The sequence below is a fragment of the Actinotignum inguinis genome, from assembly GCF_051265835.1.
In the GTDB taxonomy this organism is placed as follows: domain Bacteria; phylum Actinomycetota; class Actinomycetes; order Actinomycetales; family Actinomycetaceae; genus Actinotignum; species Actinotignum timonense.
The window spans coordinates 39,860-65,044 of the sequence record NZ_JBOZDP010000003.1; the positions used below are offsets into that span (position 1 = coordinate 39,860).

Here is a 25,185-nt window from a genome sequence, read left to right on the forward strand (position 1 = left end):
TGCTGCCAGTCTACCGTGCGCGGCGCGCCAGCGTCACGATATGTTGTGTCACGATACACCGTCCCGGTGCCCCGTGCGTCCGCCCGGTGCGGAGCTTCCCGGCGCCGCGCCAGCCGCGCCGTCGCGCCCCGTTCCGGCACGTTCAGCCCCGCCGCCGCGCACCGTCCCCGGCGATTGTAAGAGACTTGCCGGGCCGAGCGCCCCGGCCCCGAAGCGCGAGCGCACTGCATCCATGGCGCTCTCAGCTTCCCCGCGGCGTGGATCGTCATCGAAAGCGAGCTGCTGGTAGCCGCCTTGCTCGCTCAGGTTCTCCACGCGCAAGCCCAGGAGCCGCAAGCCGGCGGCGGTCATCTCCACCCCGTCCAGGAGCTCGCGAGCGCGTTCGTAGATCTCGGCGGCAACCTGAGTGGCTTGCGGCAATGTTGCCGAGCGGGTGATGGTGGTGAAATCCGGGAAGCGTACTTTAATGGCGACGGTGCGCCCCACCAGGCCTTTTGCACGCAGCCGGGCGGCGGTGTCATGCGCCTGGAAAAGCAGAATACGGTGCAATTCGTCCCGGTTAGCCAGAGGATCGAAAAAGGTTTCTTCGCGTCCGATGGATTTTTCCTCGCGGCTCGGGGTGACGGGGCGCGGGTCGACGCCGCTGGCCAGCTGGAAAAGGTGATCCCCGGCAGCGGTGCCCAGGAGGCGGCGGAGTTGCTCCGGGCCGGCAGCGGCGACGTCGCCCACCGTTTCGATCCCGTGCAAACGAAGCCGTTCTTCGGTGCGCCCGCCCACGCCCCAGAGCGCTCCGGCGGGTAAGTCGTGCAAAAATTCGAGGGTGGCCGCGGCGGGAATGAGGAGAAGCCCATCCGGTTTGGCGTGCGCGGAGGCAATTTTGGCTACGTGTTTGGTGGCGGCGATCCCCACGGAGGCCGGCACCCCAACCTCGGCGCGGATGCGGGCACGCAGCTGCTGGCCGATATGCACAGGTGAGCCGAAAAGCCGGCGCGCTCCCCCGACGTCCAGAAAAGCTTCGTCCACGGAGAGCTGCTCCACCAGCGGGGTGACCTCCCGCAAAATCGCCATGATTTTTTCCGAAACATCCCGGTAAAGCCCCAGGCGCGGGGTGAGCATAATGAGATTCGGGCAGCGCCGCCGCGCCTGCCCCACCGGCATCGCGGAATTCACCCCGAAGGCACGCGCCTCGTAGGATGCCGCCGCCACGACGCCCCGTTCCTGACCACCCACCGCGACGGGACGCCCGCGCAGCTCCGGGTGGTCGAGGAGCTCCACGGATACGAAAAAGGCATCCATATCAATATGGAGGATGGGGGTGCCCGAATCGTCATCACCCCAGGAATGGCGGGCGGCGCGTGATCGCGGTGCACGTGACATGAGCCCTCCGTTCCCTCTCGCTCCAATTTTGCGCGTGGTTTCGTTTTCCGAGTTCCCCTCGCGAAGGCGCGCTCTCCATTAGGCTGGAGCTGTGAGTGTGCCTACAGAACCCGTGCGAACTGATTATGCCCTCGCCGAACTGGATCGGCGCTCGGATCGCCCCTCCCTCGTGACGCTCTACCTGGACGGGGTGGAATCTTCCGCCCTGGACCTTGACGATCCCACGTATCTGGAATTCGAGTATATGCAACAGTTTAGGTGCATTCTCGAGGCCATGTACCCCAAGCGCGAGCCGCTGCGCGTGCTCCACCTGGGTGCGGCCGGATGTGCTTTCCCGCGCGCCCTGGATGCCGCCCGCCCCGGCTCGCGCCAGCTCGCGGCGGAAATTGACGGCAAACTCGCCACCTACGTGCGTGAATGGTTCGATCTGCCCCCGTCCCCGCGTTTGCGCATCCGGGTGCAGGATGCGCGCGTCACCTTGGATACCACGGCGGCACGGTGGGATGTGGTGGTGCGGGATGCTTTCGCTGACCGCGACGTCCCGTCCCATTTACGTACCGGCGACGCCGCTGCGCGGGTCGCCCAGGTTTTGCAACCGGAGGGCGTGTATCTCCTCAACTCGGTGGCATCCACCGGCCTGACCCGCTTCGCGAATGAATCACGGGCTCTCCTCGAGAATTTCGAGCACGTGCTGGCGATTATGGATCCGGCGGTGCTACGCGGGCGCCGTTTCGGCAATATTGTGTTGGCTGCCTCCCAGCGGGAATTTGCTTTCGCGCAGATCGAGAGGCTGGTGCGCCGGCTCCCGCTCCCGGCGCGCATGGTGGGGCGGGCGGATTTACGGCGCCGGGCCCGCGGCGCCATCCTCGAGAGCGATGCCGATATTGGCTACGTGCCCGCGGGGGCTTCCGCGCCCGGGACCGCGATCGACAGCTAATCCGGGCCCAAAGACTAATCCGAGCCTGCGAAACTAATCCGCGGCGTGCCGGCCGCGCGGGCGCTGCGGCGCCTCTCCCCCGCCGTCCTCGCCGTAGGCGTCCCGCTCGCCTACGCTACGCGTCTCACCCTCAGTCTGCGCCTCGGCTCCTGTTTGAGCCTCGCCTCCACCGCTCGCCTCGGTGCCGGGCTGGTGCCCGCTGCTAGCGTGCTGCCAGGCGGCCCGCATATTTTCCAGGCGCTCCGTCAGCTGCGCCTGCTCGTTATCTGCATGCTCCTTACGCTTGACCATCGAGGCATCCACCCGGGCGAGGAAACTTTCCGCGGCCCGCCCAATTTCATCAGCGCTAGGAACGGTGAGGGTATGCTGCGGGGCCTGGATAAGCCCGGGGTGCCCTTCCGCGCGATCATATTCGTGTTCCAAGGCCGCCACAATCTCCGCGAGCTGCTCATTCTGCTCGGTGAGCTGGGCAAGCTGCTCGGATTCTTCGGCGGCGCTGGCCTCCAGATCTCCCAGTGGCAAGCTCAGCCCGGCCGTTTTCGCGAGCATGGACAGCGCGCTAGCCGCCCCGGCCGCGTAATGGTGCCCGGCAATATACATGGGCACCCGCACCGTCACCGAGAACGTCGCCACGCCCATTTGCCCGAGGCTGTATTCCAAAAAATCAGAGAAAGAAGCCGGGTACCATACATCGGCTTCCAGGGCGGGAGCCACCGGATCGGCATTGCGCGTGCGGATGAGCATATCCGGCTGGCGGGTATGGGGCAGCGCACCGGCAACCGATCCGGCCCGGTAGAGCCGTTTCACCCCCAGTTGCGCGAATACCGCCATGAGCTCCGAATTGAGACCCTGCCAGCAAAAATCAGGTTCGGTACCGAGCAGAAGCAAAAAAGAGGTACCTTCAATATCTTTGGCGTGGAAGAGCCCGAGCGCGGGGATAGCAATATCTTCCAGAGCACCGTTGAGGTAGTGCACCCGCGGGCGCTGCGCCCGGTAATCGACCAGCCCGTCCACATTAATATCGGCCACCGGGCTGAGATCCAGGGTGTAGAGCTGGGAGGCAATAAGTTCGGAAACCGAACCGATGTCATTGATGGGATCGGTGAGATGAACGACGACGCTCTCGAAACGCTCCCCGTTCGCCCAGGAATCTTCATGTTTCCCCTCGCAGGGGTAAACGAAATAGTTCACCGTAATCCTCCTCCCTCTCCAGCTCGCTAGCTTCCCCTCCAGCCTAGACTACCGGCCTGGCCAAGTACCCTGGGCGCCGTCGTACCTCCATAACGGCAATCTCTACAACGAGACGCAAGCACACACGGTTCCGGTATTCGCCACCGGCTGATCACTGTCGTTCCCGTCACCGCACTATAGCGCGCTCCGGTGTTTTCCGTAATAATTGATTGTTACTTTTTTGCAGGACGCCACCCGATAATTTTCGGTCATCAGGAGGAGCCGCTCGTGGTTAACGATCCTCACAGCGCGCGCGAGGACGCGATACGGGAAGAACAGCTTTTCGTGGACACTGCGTACCGTGCCCTTGACCGCCAGCGCGAGGCTTACGCCCAGCGCCTGGCCGCGGTTCGCAGTCAGAGCGGTCAGGAAAGCGCCGGTGAAATGACCGAGCGCGATTCCTTCGCCACCCATTACGAAGATAATCTCACCCGATTGCGGCGGGTGGAAAACCGCTTGGTTCTTGGGCGGCTCGATACCCGCGAGGGGGAAACGGACCATATCGGGCGTATTGGCTTGAAGGACGAAGCCGGTGACATCCTGCTTCTGGATTGGCGCGCCCCGCAATCCGAACCGTTTTATCGAGCCACCGCGGCACACCCCGGGAAGGTGCGGCGCCGGCGCCATATTCAGACGCGCCTGCGCACCGTGACCGGCGTGGAAGATGAGCTTCTCGATTCCTCGCAGGCCTCCTCGGATCTCAATTTGACGGGTGAGGGCGCCCTCATGGCGGCGATGAACGCGGCGCGCGACGGGAAAATGAACGATATCGTCGCGACGATTCAGGCCGAACAGGACCGTATTATTCGCGCCGATTCCAATAATGTGCTCGTGGTTCAGGGCGGGCCGGGCACCGGGAAAACGGCGGTGGCCCTCCACCGCGCGGCCTATCTTCTCTACACCCACCGCGAGCGCCTGGCGCGTTCCGGCGTGCTCATTGTGGGCCCCTCGCCGGTCTTTTTGCGCTATATCGACCAAGTGTTGCCTTCGCTGGGCGAATCAGATGTGGTGTCGACGACGATCGCCGGACTGGTGCCCGGGGTGACGGTCAGCGCCGTCGACACTGCCCCGGCTGCGGAGATCAAAGGGCGCCTGGTGTGGCGCACCATTGCCCCGCGGGCGGTGCGCACCCTCCTGGAGCGCCCGCTACGCCGCCCCGTACGCATGCGCATCAGCGGGGTTGACGTGCGGTTGACCCCGCAGGATGTGGAGAATGCGCAGCGGCGGGCCCGCCGCACCGGTAAGCGCCATAATGAGGCTCGCGATACCTACGCGAAATACCTCGTGGATGTATTAGCCCGCCAGGTAGCCGAGGGCCAGGACGTTGAGCTTTCGGAAAATCCGTGGATTATTGCGGACGTGGCGGAGAATATTGACGCGCGCCGTGAGATTAATTTGCGCTGGATGCCGTCCTCCGCGGTAGCGCTGCTCGAGCGCCTGCTCACTAAGCCGCATCTCCTTGCCGAGGTAGCCCCCGAGCTGAGCGCGGTCGAGCGGGCCGCGCTCGCGCGCCCGGCCGGCCACGGTATTACTATCGCGGATATTGCCCTCATTGATGAATTCGCTGAGGTTCTCGGGCCTTTTGCCACCGACGCGGAGCGCCACGCGCGGGCGGCTCGCGATGCGGCCGAGCGCAATCGGCTCAGCTACGCCGGGGAAACGATGGAGGCCCTGGGCGTGGGCGGCGGAATCGTGAGCGCGGAGCTGCTGGCCGAACGCATGGGCGGGCGCGGGGACGGAAGTTCGCTGGCCGAACGGGCCGCCGCGGATCGCACCTGGACTTACGGGCACGTGGTGGTTGATGAGGCGCAGGAGCTCTCCCCCATGCAGTGGGAGATGCTCATTCGGCGCAATCCCTCGCGTTCCATGACGGTGGTCGGTGACTTGGACCAGCGCCCCGATGGTTCCCCGCGCGCCGGTTGGGAAGGGCTGCTGGGCCGCCTGGCTGATCGGGTGCGGGTGGAAGAACTCACGGTTTCCTACCGAACACCGGCCGTTATTTTGGATACTGCCGGTGCGGTGCAGCGCGCCGCCGGGGTGAAGGTGCGTCCCGTACGTGCGGCGCGTACCGAGGGTGGTGCCGTGGAGATCGCTGAACGTTGCGCGCCGGGAACTCTTGGTGCGGGCGCTATTGCGGCGACGGCGCAGGTGTGCCAGCGCTTGGATGCCCGCTACGGGCAGGCCGGTACCCTCGGGGTTATTGTGCCGGAAGCTCGGGTCGCGCAGGTGGCGGCGGCTATCGGCGCGGCTCCGGAGCTAGGTGAATGGACTGTGGATGTGACGGGGCGCGATGTCACAGCGCGTATCCAGGTTCTCACGGCGGTCCAATCCAAGGGCTTGGAATTTGACGCTGTTGTTCTGCTGGAACCGGCTGAGATTTTAGCCGAAGGGCCGGGCAATATTTACGTGGCGATGACGCGCCCCACCCAGCTTCTCTCCGTGGTTTCTGAAGGGGAGCTCCCGGCCGGACTCACCGCGAGCGCGGCGGATACAGGAGTCTAACGGTACCGTGGAACGCCGGCGGGCTTAGGTTCGCCGGACGTGAGCTCGTCGGACGTGGGCTCGTAGGGCAGGTCGTAGTGCGTAGGCTCGCCGGGCGTAAGCGGCCGTTCGTCAGACGTGGGCCGTGGTTCCCAATTATTACCACTATGATTGATTAGTCAATGCTGTGAGGCTGCCGTTCGGGTGGGTGAAGGAGTAGGAATGACCGTGAAACCTTGGCTGGATATTTACCCGGAGTGGGTGCCTTCCGATATCACGGTGGATGAGGAGACTTTAGAAGAGTCACTCCTGCGCGCTGCCGAGCGGTATCCCAATCGGGTGGCCTTGGATTTCCTCGGTGCGACGACGAGTTATCGCGAACTTGTTGAGCGTGCCCGCAAGGTTGCTACGCTGCTGCGTAATTTAGGGGTGCAGCGCGGGGATACCGTAGCCCTGGCTTTACCGAATTGCCCGCAACATATGTATGCCCTGTGGGGTGCGATCCTGACGGGGGCAACCGTGGCGGAGATGAATCCGCTGGCCCCGCAACCCGAATTGCACCGCCAGATCGCTATGGTCGATGCGCGGGTTGTTATCGCGTGGGAGAAAACCATTGCCACGATGGCACCGGCCGCTGATGACCCGCGCCACTACTTCGCAGTTGATCTTTCCCGTGATTTGCCGCTGACGTCGCGGATGCTTCTCAAGCTTCCGGTGGCTCAGGCCCGCACCCAGCGCTCTCGTTTGCGCGGGGAGGTTCCCCCTCATGTGGCTTCTTTTGATCGGGAGTGGCGGAAGGCGGCCCCGATGGATCTTGCAACGTTCCGTAAACCGCAAGCGGACGACGTCGCTGTCTATATGTTCACCGGGGGTACAACGGGAAAGCCGAAAGCGGTTATGCTCACCCACCGGAATTTGGTGTCCAACCGTAAGCAGATCATTGCCTGGGTGCCCTTTGAAGCCGATCATCACGAGGTGATTGCCGGGGTGCTTCCCCTCTTCCACGCCTTCGGTTTCACCCTCATGATGATGTGCGCCCTGGATCTGGCGGCTACCGCTATTTTCTTGCCGAATTTTGATATTTCGTCTCTCTTGGCTGCTCAGAAGCGCCGGCCCATAACGGTACTGCCCGGGGTGACTCCCATGTTTTCTCGTATCCTTGCCGAGGTAGAAAAGCGGGAAGCCGCCGGGGAGACTATTGACCTGTCCTCGATTCGTTTCGGGGTGTCCGGCGCAATGGCGCTGCCGGATGAGGTGGCGCGCCGCTGGGAGGAACGCACCGGGGGCTTCCTCATTGAGGGATACGGGATGACGGAATCTTCTCCGGTGGTTTCCGGGTCTCCGATGAGTCCGGATCGGCGCCCGTCCACTTTGGGGGTTCCGTTCCCCGGCACCGAGGTGCGTATCGCAAATCCCGATAATTTGGCGGAGGACGCCGAAGATGTGGGTGAGATTTTGGTGCGCGGCCCGCAGGTTTTCGCTGGTTACCTGGGTGAGCCGGAGGAAACGGCGCAGGCGATGTTCGAGGATTGGCTGCGCACCGGTGACCTGGGGCGCTGGGATGGGCCTTTCGTTGTTATGGCGGATCGCGCAAAGGAAATGATTAATTCTTCCGGCTTCAATATTTATCCTTCCGAGGTGGAGGAGGTTCTGCGCGGGATGCCGGAGGTGCGCGATGTTGCTGTTGTGGGGATTCCCGCCGCTGAGCGTGGCGAATCGGTGGTAGCGGCTCTTGTTTTGGAGCCGGGATCAACTGTTGATTTGGCGACGGTGCGCCGCTGGGCGGAGGGTAAGCTCGCCCATTACGCGATGCCCTCTTCCATTGCTCTTTTTGATGCGCTTCCCACGTCTCAGTTGGGGAAGGTGATGCGCCGTTCGGTGCGCGAACAGCTGGATACTTTCGAGCTGAAAGCCGGCGTATGGGTGAAGAAAGCCGGTGCGGTTGCGGGTAGTGCTACTGCCGCGGTGAGCGATATGACCCGTGAGACTTTCGAGCGGGTCTTGGCCGGGTTGGAGACCACCTATAACCTGACTGTTGATCAGATTCAAAGCTGGGCGTCTAGTGTCACGAAGTCCGCTGCGGAAAGTGGCGATGTGGTACGCCAGTGGGTTGATAAAGCTGCCCCCAGTAGTGAAACGATTGCTGCTTTTGTACGCTCCGCGGGAGCCACGATGGAATCTTTTGCCACGTGGGTGGTGCGTTCTGGTCACGAGCTGGTTGCTGGCGCTACACGATCCGGCACACCCACAGCGGAAGACAAGGGTGCCACTGGAGACGACGCGACCGATCAGAAAAACCGCGCCAAGCCCGAAGAAACCGCATAGCCCCGACCACCGGAGCAGCCAGGATCACCGGGAGAACCGATAGCACCGGTGGCACCCAGCGCTGACGCTGCTTCTGCGCGCTTGGAACCGAGGTTGTGTATGAGGGCCGGGGGAAGCTCCAGCTGACGCTGCTTCTGCGCGGGTGGGCCCCTCAGGATTGGGGTTTCGAGAAATCCGGCGATTCGGATGCAACTGGGACATCCGGATCCTGGCGTAGATCTGCGATGGCTCGCTCGAAGTCGTCAATGGAATCGTAATTCGAGTAGACCGACGCGAAACGCAGGTACGCGACCAGGTCAAGAGCCTTGAGCGGTTCGAGAATGGCAAGACCAATATCATGCGCATCAATCTGCGAGCTTCCCGAGGAGCGGACTTTTTCTTCCACTTGGGCTCCCAGCAGCGCAAGTTGATCTTCGGTAACCGGGCGCCCCTGACAGGCTTTCCCCACCCCGCTAATGATTTTCTGACGCGAGAAGGGTTCAGTAGCACCCGAGCGTTTGACAACCACGAGGCTGGCTGTTTCCAGCGTGGAGAAGCGCCGGTGGCAGTTCGGACATTCACGACGACGGCGAATGGACAGACCGTCATCAGCGGTACGAGAATCAATCACCCGTGAATCAGGGTTGCGACAAAATGGGCAATGCACATTAATCATTCTAAATGTCTCAGCTATAATACGCCAACCGCGTAACTATGACAGATCCACTAGTGCTACCCGTGGTACTACCCGCACCGGCCGTACTGCCTAGACCTAGCCAGTAACGCGGGACTAATAGCCTGGAATCTCCAGGACCTGGCCGGGAACCAGGTCATGAGAAGCGAGTCCATTGAGGTTCACAATATCCGCCACCCCGGTGGGAATATCCGGAACACCCGGGATGCTGGCAGCAATACTGGCCAGAGTATCCCCGCCTTGCACGGTTACCGTGGCCATTCCCGTTTCCAGGAAAGTGGTACCCACGATCATGGCAAAGCTAGCCAGCAGGAGGGTGACTGCGATGGTGAGCGCCACCCGCACACCCAGGCGAACAATGGCATCCAGCGAAGCTGGAGCGGTACGCGAACGGACTGCCGCTGGCGCTGGCACGTGACTAGCGGATCGTTCGACCCCTAGGGCGAGCGATGACGCCACTGACCCTGTGTATTGAGCGGCTGGCCGGGCAACCGGCTGCGGCGCAAAAGCCACCGGACGGCGCACCGCACCCAAGGCCGGAGTATTCCAGCGCCGACGCGCCTGCGCTACTCGCAGCGCGGTGACTGAAGCTTCCCCGCGGACACTTCCGCGGGCACCGCCACGATCATCCCCGCAGCGCACTTCTCCCCCGCGCAGCTCACGGTGTACAGCAGCCGGGTGCTCACCCACCACCCGCAGTTTCGGGTGCCGCCGGCTGGTGTGAGCACGGCTAGTTTCCCGCGGAATCTCCTGGTATGCGACACTCATTTTCCACTCCTCGAACATTCGTTCGCCGAACATCTGTATGTTAGACTAGTACGACAGTGAGGGTTTGTCTAGAACGTTCGTTCGATTCCGTTCGCTTCGGTAACGTTCCGGGCCTCGCCCTCATAGAACTATTCAAACCCGCCCTTACGACATAAAAATCGGCACGAACTCTCGGGAGTGCATATGGATCGTCCTCAGCTCACAGCTCGCCAGGCAGAGATACTGGACGTTGTTATTAACGGGATCATCACCCACCGCGTCCCCCCAACGGTGCGGGAAATCGGTGAGGAAGTAGGAATGTCCTCCCCTTCCTCGGTGAAATACCAGCTTGATGCACTGGAAGAAAAGGGCTATATCTCCCGTAACCCGCGCCGGCCACGCATGATTGAGCTCACGGAGGCGGGGCTCGCCCATGCCCGTAGTTCTCGCAGCGATTCGGCATGGGAAAGCACACTACTCCCCGTGGGTGAACCCGCTCAGAGCAGCCTGGAATCCGATGTGCCGGTTGATATTAGCGAGGCGATTAATGTTCCCGTCGTCGGGAAGATCGCGGCTGGGGCCCCGATTCTGGCTGAAGAACTCATAGAAGATGTTTTCCCGCTCCCGCGCCAATTGACCGGAACCGGTGAGCTTTTCACGCTCAAGGTGCAGGGCGAATCAATGATTGATGCCGCGATTTGCGATGGGGACTGGGTGGTGGTGCGCCGCCAGCCCACTGCGGAAAACGGGGAAATTGTTGCCGCCATGATCGATGGCGAAGCCACGGTCAAAGTCCTCCAACGCCGCGATGGCCACGTCACGCTACTCCCGTGCAACTCCGCCTACTCCCCCATACCCGCCGATGATAGTGAAGTGCTCGGCCGCGTCGTCATGGTACTGCGCACCCTCTAAGCAGCCTAAGGCTGAGCCGGCTGAGCGCTAAGTCCCAGGGTTGAGCTGTCTCCGGGCTGAGGCCCCGGGCCCAGCTATTGCCAAGTCCACACTTATGGCAGGTCAGCCTCCCGCCGGGAGGCGGCGTCGTCGTACTACTTCCCGTTACCCCAGCTGTTCCGCGAGCCGGCCCAGGGCCGCACGCACCACGGCACCGTCGGCCGTACCCCACATACGCGGAAGGGAAGCACGCAAGAACCCGCCGTAACGCGCCGTCACAAGCCGCGGATCCAGAATCGCCACCACACCCCGATCAGCTTCGCTGCGGATCAGGCGCCCGGTTCCCTGCGCTAGCAGCAAAGCAGCATGCGCGGCGGAGACATCCATGAAGCCGTTAAATCCACGCTCGTTAGCTCGCCGCGAACGTGCCTGCACCAATGCGTCATTGGGGCGCGGGAAGGGAATCCGATCAATCGTCACCAGGCGGCACGTCAGGCCGGGCACATCCACGCCCTGCCACAGCGAAAGCGTGCCAAAAAGCGAGGCATGCGGATCCACCGCGAAATCCTTAACAAGCGTGGGCAACTGGTCTTCGCCCTGCACGAAAATCGGCAGGTCAAGGTGATCACGAGCGAAAGCCGCGGCCTCATTCGCAGCCTTACGGGAAGTGAAAAGGCACAGCGCCCCGCCCCGGGAAGCCTCAATCAACTCCACGAGCTCGCGTAGCGTTTCCTCCCCGTACCCGTCCTTTCCCGGCACGGGCAGGTGGCGCGCAATATAGAGAATGCCCTGCTGGTGGTAGGTAAAAGGAGAACCGACGTCGATTCCCCGCCACGGCCCCTGGCTCGGATACGAAAAACCAATCTGCCGAGCGGCCAGGTCGAAACGCCCACCAATGGCGAGCGTGGCGGAGGTGAGAATCGCGGGGCGCGCCTCAAAAAGAGTATCCGCCAGCGGCGCGGACACGTCGAGCGGCGCCGCGCACAAGCTCGACCGCCCCTCCAGATCACGGGATACCCACACGACGAGAGAGCCGTTCGTCACCTCGTCACTGACCATCGCACTCACCATATCGACGCAGGTAGAAAGCCGGTGACGCACCACCGCTTTCGTTGCAGCATCCGATTCGGTACTACCGGGCAGAGCTGCGACGTCGTTTTCCACCAGCTGCAATTCACGCAACAGCAACATAAGAGCATCCTGCAGTGGCGCCGGAAGGGAGGTGAGGCGCCCTTCCTCCAGCTCATCAAGAATATCGACGACGCCGTTACGGGCCCGTTCGATCCCATCAGCCAAGATTTTTTCGCGGCGCAGTAGGCGCGCCAATCCCGTGATCTCGCCGTGGGAGAGCGCGAAGGTGAGTTGGCTGGTGACCCGGTCAGCCAGATCATGGGCTTCGTCCACAACGAAAGCATCCACGTCCGGGAGCACCGGGGTGCCCGAGCTATGCACGCCCAACATCGCATGATTGGTAATGACGATATCTGCCTCGGCAGCCTCGGTGCGGGCGCGCACCGGGAAGCACACCTCGCGCAGCGGGCACTTCACGCCCACGCATTCGGGTTTACTCAAGGAGACTTGGCGCCAGGCACGCTCCGAGACACCAGGAACAAGATCATCACGGTCCCCGGTCTCGGTTTCCGCGGCCCATTCGCGCAAGCGCATCACTTCTTCGCCGGTTGCGCTGGCGCCGTATTCCCCTTCGGCGCGGCTGACTAGGGCATCATCCTCCGGGTAGCCGCCGTGGACTTTACGCAAACATACGTAATTATTCCAGCCTTTGAGCAGGGCAATATGCGGTTCGTGGCCGGTCACGGCGCTGACGGCCCGCGCCACCCGCGGCGCGTCCTGCCCCACGATCTGGCGCTGCAAGGCAAGGGTGGCGGTGGAAACAGCCGCGCGCTGGCCGGTGCGCACCGACCATTCCATGAGCGGGACCAGGTAGCCGATGGATTTCCCGGTGCCTGTCCCGGCCTGAATCAGCAGGTGGGAGGAGTCCTCGAGTGCGGTGGCGGTCTCCTCGACCATGCGATTCTGCCCCTCGCGGACCGCTCCCCCGAGATCCGCGACCACCAGCTCGAGGATCTCGGTTAGTTCTTTCCTCATGCCCGTATCCTGGTGGGCACGTCTGTTTGGGCACCCCAGCGGGACTCAATCTGGCCCGCAATATTTGCCCGCACCCGCGCGTGGATGCGAGTTCCGGTGGGCAGATACTCAAGTTCCTCCAGAAGTTCCCCCTCTTCCAGGATCCGTGAAACAAGATCGCCGCGCTCGAAGGGAATGACCGCGTCGATTTCAATATTGGGGTGGGGCAGTTCTTCTTCGATGCGCGCGAGGAGCTCATCAATACCCGCCCCGGTGTGGGAAGACACCGCGATAGCGGACGGGTAGCGCGAACGCAGCGCGGTCAGATCCACCGGATCAGCAATATCGGCTTTGGAGAGCACAATAATCTCCGGGATATCGCGGGCCCCGGGCACATCGGCGAGCACCTCGTGTACGGCGGTGACCTGTGCAACCGGATCAGCGTTGGAGGCATCCACGACGTGGAGGAGGACATCCGCACCGTCCACTTCCTCGAGGGTGGAGCGGAAAGCTTCCACCAGCTGGGTGGGCAGATTCCGCACGAATCCCACGGTATCCGAGAGGGTGAATTCGCGACCTTCCGGGGTGATGGCTTTGCGGACCGTGGGATCGAGAGTAGCAAAAAGCGCGTTTTCCACCAGAACATTCGCACCGGTGAGCCGGTTGAGCAGCGAGGATTTCCCAGCGTTGGTGTAGCCAACCACCACCACGGAGGGAATCCCGGTACGGCGCCGTTCGGCACGCCGAGTGGAGCGGGCCGGTGCCATCTTTTTGATATCGCGGCGGAGTTTTGCCATGCGTTGGCGGATGCGGCGTCGATCCAATTCGAGCTGGGTTTCACCCGGGCCGCGCGATCCAATGCCGGCACCACCAGCCACCTGCCCGCCGGCCTGCCGCGACATCGATTCACCCCAACCGCGCAGGCGCGGGAGGAGATATTCGAGCTGCGCGAGCTCGACCTGGGCTTTGCCTTCTTTCGATTGGGCATGCCGCGCGAAAATATCGAGGATGAGCGCGGTGCGGTCGATCACTTTGACATTGACGATATCTTCGAGGGCGCGCCGCTGGGAGGGCGCGAGCTCGGTATCGACAATGACAGTATCGGCTTCCTGGGCTTCGACCATCGCGGCGAGTTCGCGTGCTTTGCCGGCGCCCAGGTAGGTGGCGCGGTCGGGTAGCGCGCGGCGCTGGATAACCCCGGCCAGTACCGTTGAGCCGGCGGTATCCGCCAGTGCGGCGAGCTCACGCAGGGATTCTTCGGCGCGGGGGCGGTCCTCAGAAAAGACTCCCACGAGGATGACTCTTTCGAGGCGAACCTGGCGGTATTCAACATCGATGCCTTGTTCGCGTTCGATACCGCGCGCCAGGCCTTCCACTTCCTGAAGGCCGGTGTGGTCACGGTGGATGCTATCGGTATTGGCCTGCCAGGCGGTATCGACTTGGAGTACCGTGCCGCGGCGGGTGGAGATATCGACATCACCGACGTGGTGCTTGTGTTCATGTACTTCGTTGCTAATGGCCACGTTCTCCTTTGTATTCGCTTTTATTTTCTCACGTTGCGCCGGAGTTTCCTACCGGGAAGTGGCGCGCGTGCTTCGGATATGTGCGCGGGATCTTTCGCGAGAGTTTTCGCTGGAGTTTGCGCGACAGTTTCCGCGCCGCTGCACGCTCCTTTAAGCTGGTGTTATGACTTCGCACTACTTTTCAGAGCATCCGGATACCGCGAGTAATGCGCGCACCCTCGAGGTAACGATCCGCGGGCGGGACTATTTCGTTACGGTCGACGACGGCGTCTTTTCCGGCGGTGGCCTCGATAAAGGCACCGCGGTGCTCTTACGAAAAGTGCCCGAGCCGGAGCTGGAGCCGGGCGATATCGCGGTGGATCTCGGGTGTGGCTGGGGGCCGATCACCTTGGCTTTGGCCGCCGAGGCACCTCAGGTTATCGCGGTGGATGTGAATGAGCGGGCGCGCGAGCTGACCCGCGTCAATCTTGAAGCGAATGGCTTGCGAGGCGAGGTGTTGGCTCCGGATGCGGCTCTAGAACGTTTGGGCGAGAAGTCGATTCGGTTGCTGTGGTCGAATCCTCCTATCCGTATCGGGAAAGCTGCCCTGCATGAGCTGCTTACCACGTGGTTGGGCCGTCTGAGTGAGGACGGGGAAGCGTATCTGGTTGTGCAGAAGAATCTAGGTGCTGATTCCCTTGCTTCCTGGCTGGTAAACGAGGGGTATCAGTGCGAGAAGATCGGTTCCTCTAAGGGATTCCGGGTCTTGTACGTTCGCCGGTAGTGATACGGATGTTCCTCCCCCCCCGGTAGTGTGCGAGGAAACACTCCGGTAGTGCCAGAAAGGCTCCTTCAATAACGGCAGTGCCATTCCTCGGACTCACCGGGCGAGCTTCGTGAGGATCCGCGCGGCTAGCTGGGCTGGCGTGTCCGCACCGGCGTCCAGCCAGGTGATGCGCGGATCGGCCCGGAACCACGAGCGTTGCCGGCGCGCGAGCTTCCGGGTGGCGATACGGATCTCTTCGGTTCCTTCAGCGAGGCTAAGGGTGCCCTCCAAGATCGCCATGGCTTGGGGGTAGCCGGTTGCACGTGATGCGGTGGGGGCTTCCCGCAAGCCGCGGGGTAGCAAGCCGGCGGTTTCTTCCAGGAGCCCCTCCCGCATCATCTCATCAACCCGCTCGTTAATTGCAGCATGAAGATCGGCTAATTCCCGGTGGATCGCGAAGATATTCACATCCTGGTAGTGGGAGGTATGGCGCGGGAAACGCGGGGTGTAGGGCTTTCCCGTCAGTCGAATAACTTCCAGGGCACGAATGACGCGGCGTTCATTACGCGTATCGATGGTGGCGTATGCCTGCGGATCGTGTTCCTCTAGCTCCCGCAGGAGCCGGGGATAATCACGGCGGGCTTCCTCCGTGATCGCGGCACGCAATCCGGGATCAGTTCCAGGGAACTGCAATTCGTCAAGAAGCGCAGATACATAGAGCCCCGAGCCTCCCACCACCAGGGGAATTTTCCCCGCTTTGGTAATAGCGGCGAGATCCTGCCGGGCATGCTTTTGGTAGGCCGCAACCGAGGCTTCTTCCGCGATATCTAACTCATCAATCTGATGGTGGCGGATTCCGCGCCGCTGGGAAACCGGGAGCTTGGCGGTACCAATATCTAAGCCGCGGTAGAGCTGCATGGCATCGGCGGAGATGATCTCCACTTTTTGCGGCCCGCCCAGAAGCTCCGCCAGCTCCAGCGAGACGGATGTTTTTCCGCTCGCGGTGGGGCCCACCACTGCGATAATCACTCGGCCACCGCCTCATCTGCCGCGTAACCGTACTGATCATCATCAGTTAGCTCCGCGGCAAGTTCTTCCGCGGCGCGTTCCTCCGCAGCGCGTTCCTCCACAGCGCGTTCTTCTAGGAGCACCGCGCGGGCTTGGCGGAGCGCCTGGGCGCATTGTTCGGCGGTGAAGCCGCGCCGAGCCAGCATGGCGTAGGTGCGTTGGGCGAGCGTTTCCGGTTTCCCGGAGGCGCTGCGTAGCTTCTTGAGAGCAAGCTCCACCGCCGAATCGAGTTCCGCTTCCGGTTTGATATCAGCAAGCACTTCCTCGATGATATTTGCGTCTACGCCTTTGCGGCGCAGTTCTGCTGCGATAGCACGCCGGGAAGCGTTTTTATCACGCCGGCGAGCCGCCGTGAGCGTGCGCGCAAACTTGGCATCGTCAATATAGCCGGCCGCCTCGAATTCGTGGAGTACCCGCTCAGCCACGGCCTCCGGCACCTGGCGGGTGTGGAGCGCCTGGCTGAGTTGATAGCGGGAACGATCCACCATGCCGAGCTGGCGATAAACAATATCCCGAGCCCGGTGCAGGTGTTCCTCTTCACTCAAGGATTCGAGGTCAGGCCCTCTCCGAGCGCCGCGCCCATCTCTACTAGCACCGCGCTGTGAACGGCCGCCGCGCCGCGTATAGCCAGCACCGTACGATCGACCGCCGCCGGTATCGGTATCTATATCGGTATCCGAGTAGTGTGCCACCGCAACCACCTACTTAGAAATCAACGGTTTCCGCGGCATTACCGGTGCTTTTCGCCGATGCGGCCTGCTTAGCACCGCCAGCTCCTGCAGTAGCGCTATCTGCTCCGGCCTTAGCTTCAGTTTCACTTGCTTCAGCTTCCTCCGGGTCTTCCCGCAGGCCGGCCTTGCGGAGAATTTTATCCTCAATTTCATCACGCAAATCCGGATTATCCATGAGGAATTGGCGGGCCTTTTCTTTACCCTGGCCTAATTGGTCACTCTCGTACGTGAACCAGGCACCGGCCTTGCGGATGATATTCAGTTCCACACCAACATCGAGGAGGCTTCCCTCCCGGGAAATCCCTTCACCGTAGATGAGGTCAAATTCTGCCTGCTTGAAAGGCGGTGCCATCTTGTTCTTGACGATCTTGACTCGGCAGCGGTTCCCCACAGGTTCACTACCGTTTTTGAGGGTCTCAATGCGCCGCACGTCCATACGGACGGAGGCGTAGAACTTGAGAGCCTTTCCGCCGGTGGTAGTTTCCGGGTTGCCGAACATCACCCCGATTTTTTCACGCAGCTGGTTAATGAAAATGGCGGTGGTGCCCGAGGCCGAGAGTGCACCGGTCATTTTCCGCAGTGCTTGACTCATGAGGCGTGCCTGCAAGCCAACGTGGGAATCACCCATATCGCCTTCAATTTCGGCCTTGGGAACGAGGGCTGCCACGGAATCGATGACGATGATGTCAATCGCGCCGGAGCGGATGAGCATATCGGCAATTTCCAAACCCTGTTCCCCGGTATCCGGCTGGGAGACAATCAGCGAATCAGTATCAACGCCCAGAGCCCGCGCATAGATTGGGTCAAGCGCGTGTTCTGCGTCGATAAACGCGGCGATCCCGCCATTGCGCTGCGCGCTAGCAACAGCGTGGAGCGCAACCGTGGTTTTACCCGAAGATTCCGGACCGTAAATTTCCACCACGCGCCCGCGCGGCAAGCCACCAATGCCAAGGGCAATATCCAGAGCAATAGATCCGGTAGGAATGACTTCCACCCGCGGACGGACATGGTCACCCAGCCGCATCACGGAGCCCTTACCGAATTGCTTATCAATTTGCGCCAGAGCGGTATCAATTGCTTGTTTGCGATCATCCACTGCGGGGCGCCCGACCGTTTTGGTGCGGGCACTAGCTTTAGCTGCGGCCATATCCCATCCTTACTCACGTTTCCTACAGATCAGGCCTAGGCGAGACACTCCCTCTCCGAGAGGCTCGAGATCACTGTATATCCGGCCTACGACATACTTAGGCGCCGCGAAACTCCTGTGGATAACGCTGACGCCTGAGGATCTGTGGACTATTCTAATACGAACGGTTGTTCGGTACCGCATGGAGGCGGTGTGTCACCCACTGCATTCGCGCAGCTACTCGCGGGCCGCGAAATCTTCCGGGGTGAGCCGGTGGAGGTAATGGTAGTAATCCGGGAAGCCCATCGTGTCACAGACGGCATCCCAGATCCGCTGCGGATCTTCCCCGGCTTCGAGGGCTTGGACCGGGCTGCGGTCTCCCAGAGCGGATAGAACGAGATCTTGGGCTGCGCTTCTCCCGCGCCCGTGCGGGAAAGCACGATCAATATTGAGCCAGAATTCAGATTCACGCACCGGTGCTTTGCATTCCTTTATTGGTGTGGGGCTTCGATTAGGGCGCCTGGTGAGAAGCGCTCGACATAGCATAACGGCGCGTATCAAGGGATACTGAAGCTAGTGAGCTAGCTCCGAGCGCTCCCGCTTCACGAGTGGGGCGCTACCTTGACCGCGCCGTTTGCGACGTGGTGTATAGGGATTACTTCGTAGTGGAAAGTTCCCCGCGCATGAGTTCTGCCGGGCTTTCCGGTACGCGCAGGTGGGCCGGGATGCGACCTTCAACCAGGTCAATCCGATCAGCAACCAAGCGCAGCACGTGACTCATGGGCACGTTGAGCGCCCGGCAGATCGAGGCGAGGAGTTCCGAGGAAGCTTCTTTCTGACCGCGTTCAACTTCGGAAAGGTATCCGAGGGAAACACGTGCATCGGAGGAAACTTCCCGCAGGGTACGCCCTTGCCGCTGCCGGTAGGCCCGCAAAACCTCGCCAATCTCTTCGCGAAGGAGAGCGGGTTGGCGCTGTTCAGGACGCACTACGAAATCATTCTTCCGGGTTACGCCGGTACGGGTATCAATTGTCATCACTAACCTCAACGCCTACTTCCTGTTTTTATTCCCCACAGAGCGAAACATCTTCATCGCCTCCGGTGCCAGGCTCGTGGCACGAGGCCATCAAAAGGTTCCACAAATATTAAGCCAGGCGAATCTGAAGATTTACTGGGAGCGAACAGGAGTTAGTCAGGACACAGCCGACTCGGCGCACTGATCGGTTGCGCCGTCGTGCAACAACGCGGCAAGAAGTTCGACGGCGCCGCGCACCGCCCCGCTCCGTACGTCGCTACGACCCCCAGCAATATGGAGCTCGCGCGCCATATGCGCCCCGCTCCGCGTGCTCACCGCGATCCACACGGTTCCCGCCGGGTGTCCATCATGCGGGCCGGGCCCGGCTACCCCCGTGGTGGCCATGCCGATATCCGCTCCGGCGACGTCGCATACGCCGCGGGCCATCTGGAGCGCGACTTCCCGGTCCACCGGCCCGTGACTGGCTAAACGCTCGCTGGACACTCCGAGGATGCTGGCTTTGAGGTCGGTGGCATAGCTGACCACTCCCCCGCGCAGCACCGCGGAAACCCCGGGAATGGTGACGAATTGTGCGGTGAGCAGCCCGCCGGTAAGGGATTCCGCGCAGGCGAGGCTGAGGCCGCGTTCGTGCAAGTTCCTCACGCAAGTTTCCGTGAGCGCGGCGAGGTCCGCGGCGCCACCTGGCTGCGCCGTCGTCATGAGTGCGCCTCGTGGCCACCACCGCGGGCGATCCGCACCGCGTCGCCGACGTATCCGACGGCGGACCACACCGAGAGTACAAGTGCCACCCCGAGGGTGATCCACCCGAGCCATTGGAAAATGTCTCCACCCGGGTGCCCGAGCCACGCGATCCACGGCAGCATGAGGATGCCGGCGCCGATGGACTGGGCAAACATTTTGAGTTTGCCAATCCAGCCGGCCGCCATGACCTGTTTGGTCACCACGAGCATCCGCACCAGGGTAATGAAAATTTCGCGGGCGATCATGAGGATGGTGACCCACCACCACAGCCGGTCATGGAGCGAGAGCATGATGAGGGCCGCCGCGATGAGGCCTTTATCAGCGATGGAATCGGCGAGCTTCCCGAAGTTCGTGATGAGGCCCCGCGAACGCGCCAGCTGCCCGTCGAGGCGGTCGGTGAACGCGGCGACGGCGAAAACTACCCAGGCCCAGAAACTGCGGGTGGCGGTCGGCTCCCAGAACACCCAGATAAAAACGGGGATGAGGATGATCCGCGCGACCGTCAAAGCATTGGCAATATTGAGGAGGGGCGGCTCGCTCGCCTCCGGAGCGTTCGTGTGAGACATGGCCCTACTTTACCGCCCCGTGAGCTGCCAGGCGTCCTCCCCGGATTCGCCGGCGGAGTCATCGTCGTCGTACCAGGTGGGGGCGGTGCTCTCCGGGTCGTGTGCCAGTGGATCTTCGGCGTATCGGTTCGCGGGCGCGGCGCCAGCACCGGCACCGTTAGCGCCATTAGCACCGTTCGCTGTGCCCGCACCGTTTCCAGCGTAGGCGCCGTTAGCGCCGTTCCCGGCGTTCCCGCCGTTCGCACCGTGCCCCGTTGCCGCGCCGCCTGCCCCGCCGGCAGTTCCAGCTCCCGGCGCACCGGCGCCAGGTGCCCCGGTCCCGGTTTCCGCCTCGCTCGGTTCGTCCTCGTAAATAGAGTCGCGTTCTCCGCGCAGCATGGCGAGGGCATCCTCCACCAGCTCCGGTGCCACCAGCACGTCGCGGGCCTTGGAGCCTTCGGAGGGCCCCACGATTTCGTATTGTTCGAGCAGGTCCATCATCCGCCCTGCCTTAGCGAAGCCAATGCGCAATTTACGTTGCAGCATGGAGGTGGATCCGAATTGGGTGGTGATCACGATTTCTGCGGCCTGGAGCAGAATATCGAGATCCTCACCGATTTCTTCGCGCTGCTTCTTTTCGCGCCCGGCGGCTTCCACCGTTTCTTGGAAATCTTCGCGGTACTGGGGGCGCAATTGTGTTTTCACATGCTCAACAACGCGCTCAATTTCCGCCTCGTCCACCCAGGCACCCTGGAGACGAATCGGCTGGGCACCGCCCGGCATGAAGAGGGCGTCGCCCTGGCCAATGAGTTTCTCCGCCCCACCCTGGTCAAGGATGGTACGCGAATCGGCCAGCGAGGAGGTCATAAAGGCCAGGCGGGAGGGAATATTTGCTTTGATGAGGCCGGTGACCACGTCCACGGAGGGCCGCTGGGTGGCAAGCACCAGGTGAATACCGGCGGCGCGCGCCAGCTGGGTGATGCGCTGGATGGAGGATTCCACGTCGCGCGGGGCCACCATCATCATGTCAGCCAATTCATCCACCACAACCAGCAGGTAGGGATAGGGCTGGAGGGTACGGTGCGGATCGTGCGCCTTAACGGTGCCCGCCCGGATCGCCTCGTTGAAATCGGTGATGTTCTTGAAGCGGTAGGACTGCATATCGTCGTAGCGCGCATCCATCTCCTTGACCACCCATTCCAGCGCTTCGGCGGCCTTCTTCGGATTGGTAATAATCGGGGTGATGAGATGGGGAATACCCGCGTAAATCGTCAGCTCCACGCGCTTGGGATCCACGAGGATCATCCGAACTTCGTCCGGCGTGCAGCGCATAAGTACCGAGGTAATCATCGAGTTGATGAACGACGACTTCCCCGCGCCGGTAGCGCCCGCCACCAGCAGATGCGGCATTTTCGCCAGGTTGGTGACCACGAACTGCCCGCGCACATTCTTCCCCACCGCCACGGTGAGGGGATGGTGGTCACGGCGCGCCACCTCGGAGGCCAAAACATCGCCTAGCTGCACCACTTCGCGGTCCGCATTGGGAATCTCAATACCGATCGCGGATTTGCCGGGAATGGGGGAAAGAATACGCACATCGGCGCTCGCCACCGCATAAGCAATATTTTTCGAGAGCTGGGTGATGCGCTCAACTTTGACGCCCGGCCCCAGCTCTACTTCGTACTGGGTAACCGTCGGTCCGCGTGAAAAGCCGACCACCTGCGCATCCACCCCGAAATCGGTGAAGACCTGGGTGAGCGCAGCAACAACGCGATCATTCGCCTCGGTGCGTTCGGGATGCACCGCCCCGCGTTTGAGCAGATCCGGTGAGGGCAGCTCATACAAAATACTCGGGTCGAGGGCTAGCTGCTGGGTGCGGGTAAACGGTGCGCCGGTATCGGGTGCGGGAAGATCAGGCACCGTGGCCGCCGCATCCTGGGTCTCTGCCGGGCCGTCGGTTTTCTTGGTGCGCGCCGTTTTTTTCGGCGACGACGCCGCCCGGCCCGCCGCCCCACTTCCCGCCGTAGCCTGCGGCAGCACCATGGTGGCGCCCTGGGGCTGCGCACCGTTGGCGCCGCTGGCACCATTGGCACCGTCTGCCCAGGCGGCCCCCGCCGCCCCGTCTGCACCATTCCCGCCATTACTGGCGGCGGGATCGGTAGCGGCGTCGTCGTGCTCAGAAGAAGCCCCGGACAGTGCCGCATCCAAGTAACTGCGCGCGGTTTTCTTGCCGCGCCGCGACGTGCGCCCGGCGCTGGGGAGCCGGGTGGTATTCTCCGCCGCGTCAATATCATGCGGGGAATCGTAGGGAACCGAGGCGGAATGCCCGCGGTTGGCGATCTCCTCCCCCGCATCAAGCTGGCGCTGTTCGCGCCGCTCCCGAATGGTGGCGGCAATATCCGCCATGGACACGTCGGCGATATAGAGCCCGGCCCACAAAATAATAATGACGAGGATGGGAACAGCGCCCCACGGGGAGAACAGCATCTCGAGGACGCCCCCGCCGAGCCAGCCGATCAGGCCGCCGGCGTTTTCCACATCCGCGAAGTGGTCGGCCGGGCTGCGCGGTTGTTTCACAACGTGAATAATGCCGGCCAGGCACACCACGATAATCAACACGCCCAGCAGTACCCGCCGGTGTTCATTCCCGCGCGCCGGGACCACCAGCCTGATAGCGAGGGCCAGAAAAACTGCGGGAATAAGAACGGAGAGCAACCCAAAAATACCGGCGGTGGCGTGGTGAATAACCCCGCCAAGCACCCCGGAAATATTGAACCATTCGCGCAGTGCCACAATAACCGCGAGACCGAGGAACGTGGCCACGAGGGCGTTGCGCACATTCCCCGTCAGCTGGCGCCCCTCCGCCCGCTCCGTACCCGCACCGTGGGCGGACGGTGCGGTACGGCGGGACGGGCGGCGCGCGGGCGCCGTCGTCTCTTTCTCGGTTTTTTTGACACGTCGCTGAAACTTCACATCAAAAGCCTAGCCTTTGTGCAAAAAGTTGCCCCTCCCGGCGCGCCGCATGCGAGGGGGACTACACCTCCACGACGGTCGGAATAATCATGGGCGAACGGCGCAGTTTGCGCGAGACCCAGCGCCCCACCACGCGCCGCATGGCCTGCTGCATCCCGTAGCTATCCGAGCCCTTCGCCACGGCTTCTTCCAGGGCACGCGTGACTTCCGGAGTGATGCTGTCAAAAACGGCTTCATCTTCGGCCATGGCGCGCGCCTGGAGGTGCGGGCCGGTAACGATGCGCCGCGCATTGGTATCCACCACCGCGAAAATAGCAATAAAGCCTTCGTTGGAGAGGATCTGGCGGTCCTTGAGTTCGGATTCGGTAATATCCCCGACCGAGGAGCCGTCCACGTAAATATTCTGGAAAGGAACCGAACCGACAAGGCGAACTTCGCCGTCGATCATATCGATAACCGAACCGTTTTCCGCCAGAATCACATTATCGGCAGGCACCCCGGTTTTCACCGCGACACCGGCATTAGCGACCTGGTGGCGCACCTCCCCGTGAATGGGCATGGCGTAGGCCGGCTGCAAAATGTTGTAGCAGTAGAGCAATTCGCCCTGGGCGGCGTGCCCCGATACGTGCACCCGCGCATTTCCCTGGTGGATAACATTCGCGCCGAGCTTGATAAGCCCGTTGATCACCCGGAACACCGAATTTTCGTTTCCGGGAATGAGGGAGGAGGCCAGTAGCACCGTATCGCCGGGATTAATTGCCACCTTGGGATGGGAACGATTCGCGATGCGGGAAAGCACCGCCATGGGTTCGCCCTGGGAGCCGGTGGACATATAGATGCGGCGGTTTTCGGGCAGGTCCTTCATATTTTTGAGATCGACGACGGTGCCCTCTGGCACGTCCAAATACCCCAGGTCCTCCGCAATTTTCATATTGCGCACCATGGAGCGGCCCACGAAGGCAACCTTGCGCCCGTTGTGGGCAGCGGCATTGAGGACCTGCTGGACCCGGTGCACGTGCGAGGCGAAGGAGGCGACGACGATCTGCCCGGTGGCCCCGCCGATCACCGAATCGATCACCGGCTGAATTTCTGATTCGGAATGCACAAAACCGGGGATTTCCGCGTTGGTAGAATCGCACATGAACAGGTCCACGCCTTCATCCCCGGCCGCCGCGAAAGCACGAAGGTCGGTGAGGCGCCCGTCCAGCGGGAGCTGGTCCATCTTGAAATCACCGGTGATGAGAATATTGCCCTCCGGGGTGCGGATGAACAGAGCCAGCGCATCCGGAATGGAATGGTTGACGGCAATGAACTCAAATTCCATGCCCGCGATACTCATGGAATCCCCTTCGGCCACCACGGTGACATTCGGGGTGATGTGGTGCTCCTGGAGTTTCGCCTCCACGAAAGCAATGGTCAATTGGGAGCCGATCACCGGGATATCCGGGCGCATTTTCAGCAGGTAGGGCACCGCCCCGATATGGTCCTCATGCCCGTGGGTGAGCACGATGGCGGCAATATCCTCGAGGCGATCTTCCAGGTAGTCAAGATTAGGGAGAATAAGATCAACACCGGGCTGGGCTTCTTCGGGGAACAGCACGCCACAATCAGCAACCACCAGTTTTCCCTGGTATTCAAGAACATTGCAATTGCGGCCAACTTCACCGAGCCCACCTAGGGGGACGATACGAACGGCGTTCCGCAGCGGTGGTACAGATTTCTTCACTTCATCACTCACCCCTGTATTCTCTCACGAAGCGGGGCGCTTCCATAGGTGCTTCATGCCCGGGCGTAAAACTGGCGGCCTGCTAGTCCGCGGTGGCGGGGCACGGCGCGGCACGGGGAGCCCCACCTCGTTACGGCACGGCGCGGCACGGGTCCCGCCACCCTGTTGCGGCGGCGGGGCACGGCGCGGCACGGGGCGCCCGCCGCCGTTGCCGCCGTGCCCGCA

The 25,185-nt window shown here is 62.1% G+C and carries 20 protein-coding genes; 5 read left to right on the plus strand and 15 right to left on the minus strand.

Annotation, left to right across the window (positions count from 1 at the left end):
- Positions 1 to 48: 48 nt before the first annotated feature.
- Positions 49 to 1,377 (minus strand): DNA polymerase IV, encoded by a 1,329-nt coding sequence (locus ACRQFC_RS02825; RefSeq protein ID WP_284896758.1) that lies wholly within the window; start codon positions 1,375 to 1,377, stop codon positions 49 to 51.
- A 91-nt stretch (positions 1,378 to 1,468) separates the two neighbouring features.
- Here ACRQFC_RS02825 and ACRQFC_RS02830 point away from each other — a divergent pair, with 91 nt between their 5' ends.
- On the plus strand, positions 1,469 to 2,314 hold the full coding sequence (locus tag ACRQFC_RS02830) for a spermidine synthase (RefSeq protein ID WP_320754453.1): 846 nt from the start codon (positions 1,469 to 1,471) through the stop codon (positions 2,312 to 2,314).
- Positions 2,315 to 2,347: 33 nt separating this feature from the next.
- On the opposite strand, the gene ACRQFC_RS02835 is transcribed toward ACRQFC_RS02830, so the two are convergent.
- Positions 2,348 to 3,505 carry a PAC2 family protein gene (locus ACRQFC_RS02835; RefSeq protein ID WP_284896757.1) on the minus strand — a complete coding sequence of 386 codons (1,158 nt, stop codon included), beginning with the start codon at positions 3,503 to 3,505 and terminating at the stop codon, positions 2,348 to 2,350.
- A 267-nt stretch (positions 3,506 to 3,772) separates the two neighbouring features.
- Between ACRQFC_RS02835 and ACRQFC_RS02840 the strand changes: the two genes are divergently transcribed.
- Together ACRQFC_RS02840 and ACRQFC_RS02845 are read left to right on the plus strand one after the other, a co-directional pair.
- Positions 3,773 to 6,046 carry a HelD family protein gene (locus ACRQFC_RS02840; RefSeq protein ID WP_284896756.1) on the plus strand — a complete coding sequence of 758 codons (2,274 nt, stop codon included), beginning with the start codon at positions 3,773 to 3,775 and terminating at the stop codon, positions 6,044 to 6,046.
- Between the two features lie 201 nt (positions 6,047 to 6,247).
- Positions 6,248 to 8,350 (plus strand): AMP-binding protein, encoded by a 2,103-nt coding sequence (locus ACRQFC_RS02845; protein WP_284896755.1) that lies wholly within the window; start codon positions 6,248 to 6,250, stop codon positions 8,348 to 8,350.
- 151 nt (positions 8,351 to 8,501) lie between these two features.
- Here ACRQFC_RS02845 and nrdR read toward each other — a convergent pair whose 3' ends face one another.
- Together nrdR and ACRQFC_RS02855 are read right to left on the minus strand one after the other, a co-directional pair.
- Complete coding sequence (nrdR, locus tag ACRQFC_RS02850; RefSeq protein WP_026428570.1) at positions 8,502 to 9,005, minus strand: transcriptional regulator NrdR; 504 nt, start codon at positions 9,003 to 9,005, stop codon at positions 8,502 to 8,504.
- A gap of 114 nt (positions 9,006 to 9,119) precedes the next feature.
- Positions 9,120 to 9,791, minus strand: a complete 672-nt coding sequence (locus ACRQFC_RS02855; protein WP_284896754.1) for a LysM peptidoglycan-binding domain-containing protein — start codon at positions 9,789 to 9,791, stop codon at positions 9,120 to 9,122.
- A 183-nt stretch (positions 9,792 to 9,974) separates the two neighbouring features.
- On the opposite strand from ACRQFC_RS02855, the gene lexA reads away from it, so the two are divergent.
- On the plus strand, positions 9,975 to 10,682 hold the full coding sequence (gene lexA, locus ACRQFC_RS02860; RefSeq protein WP_284896753.1) for a transcriptional repressor LexA: 708 nt from the start codon (positions 9,975 to 9,977) through the stop codon (positions 10,680 to 10,682).
- A gap of 144 nt (positions 10,683 to 10,826) precedes the next feature.
- On the opposite strand, the gene ACRQFC_RS02865 is transcribed toward lexA, so the two are convergent.
- Positions 10,827 to 12,767: an ATP-dependent DNA helicase gene (locus ACRQFC_RS02865; protein WP_284896752.1), complete on the minus strand. Its 1,941-nt coding sequence runs from the start codon at positions 12,765 to 12,767 to the stop codon at positions 10,827 to 10,829.
- Positions 12,764 to 14,269: a GTPase HflX gene (gene hflX, locus ACRQFC_RS02870; protein ID WP_284901367.1), complete on the minus strand. Its 1,506-nt coding sequence runs from the start codon at positions 14,267 to 14,269 to the stop codon at positions 12,764 to 12,766. Before hflX ends, ACRQFC_RS02865 begins: the two co-directional genes overlap by 4 nt.
- A gap of 163 nt (positions 14,270 to 14,432) precedes the next feature.
- Here hflX and ACRQFC_RS02875 point away from each other — a divergent pair, with 163 nt between their 5' ends.
- Entirely contained in the window at positions 14,433 to 15,032 is a 600-nt protein-coding gene (locus ACRQFC_RS02875) for a class I SAM-dependent methyltransferase (protein WP_284896750.1), read from the plus strand.
- 96 nt (positions 15,033 to 15,128) lie between these two features.
- Here the strand turns inward: ACRQFC_RS02875 and miaA are convergent, their stop codons facing one another.
- The 9 genes from miaA to ACRQFC_RS02920 all read right to left on the minus strand — a co-directional run bounded on the left by miaA (position 15,129) and on the right by ACRQFC_RS02920 (position 24,972).
- Entirely contained in the window at positions 15,129 to 16,043 is a 915-nt protein-coding gene (gene miaA, locus ACRQFC_RS02880; RefSeq protein WP_284896749.1) for a tRNA (adenosine(37)-N6)-dimethylallyltransferase MiaA, read from the minus strand.
- Positions 16,040 to 16,627 (minus strand): regulatory protein RecX, encoded by a 588-nt coding sequence (locus ACRQFC_RS02885; protein WP_284896748.1) that lies wholly within the window; start codon positions 16,625 to 16,627, stop codon positions 16,040 to 16,042. Before ACRQFC_RS02885 ends, miaA begins: the two co-directional genes overlap by 4 nt.
- Before the next feature lie 160 nt (positions 16,628 to 16,787).
- Positions 16,788 to 17,960, minus strand: coding sequence for a recombinase RecA (gene recA / locus ACRQFC_RS02890; protein ID WP_284896747.1), 1,173 nt, complete (start codon positions 17,958 to 17,960; stop codon positions 16,788 to 16,790).
- 216 nt (positions 17,961 to 18,176) lie between these two features.
- Complete coding sequence (locus ACRQFC_RS02895; protein WP_284896746.1) at positions 18,177 to 18,413, minus strand: DUF3046 domain-containing protein; 237 nt, start codon at positions 18,411 to 18,413, stop codon at positions 18,177 to 18,179.
- A gap of 181 nt (positions 18,414 to 18,594) precedes the next feature.
- Positions 18,595 to 18,975: a helix-turn-helix domain-containing protein gene (locus tag ACRQFC_RS02900; protein WP_026428564.1), complete on the minus strand. Its 381-nt coding sequence runs from the start codon at positions 18,973 to 18,975 to the stop codon at positions 18,595 to 18,597.
- Between the two features lie 156 nt (positions 18,976 to 19,131).
- Positions 19,132 to 19,674 (minus strand): CinA family protein, encoded by a 543-nt coding sequence (locus ACRQFC_RS02905; protein WP_284896745.1) that lies wholly within the window; start codon positions 19,672 to 19,674, stop codon positions 19,132 to 19,134.
- Positions 19,671 to 20,282 (minus strand): CDP-diacylglycerol--glycerol-3-phosphate 3-phosphatidyltransferase, encoded by a 612-nt coding sequence (gene pgsA / locus ACRQFC_RS02910; protein ID WP_284896744.1) that lies wholly within the window; start codon positions 20,280 to 20,282, stop codon positions 19,671 to 19,673. The genes ACRQFC_RS02905 and pgsA overlap by 4 nt, the downstream gene beginning before the upstream one ends.
- Before the next feature lie 9 nt (positions 20,283 to 20,291).
- Positions 20,292 to 23,234: an FtsK/SpoIIIE family DNA translocase gene (locus ACRQFC_RS02915; RefSeq protein ID WP_284896743.1), complete on the minus strand. Its 2,943-nt coding sequence runs from the start codon at positions 23,232 to 23,234 to the stop codon at positions 20,292 to 20,294.
- A gap of 61 nt (positions 23,235 to 23,295) precedes the next feature.
- The gene (locus tag ACRQFC_RS02920; protein ID WP_284896742.1) at positions 23,296 to 24,972 is read right to left on the minus strand and encodes a ribonuclease J; all 1,677 of its coding nucleotides are present in this window, start codon (positions 24,970 to 24,972) and stop codon (positions 23,296 to 23,298) included.
- Positions 24,973 to 25,185 lie beyond the last annotated feature (213 nt).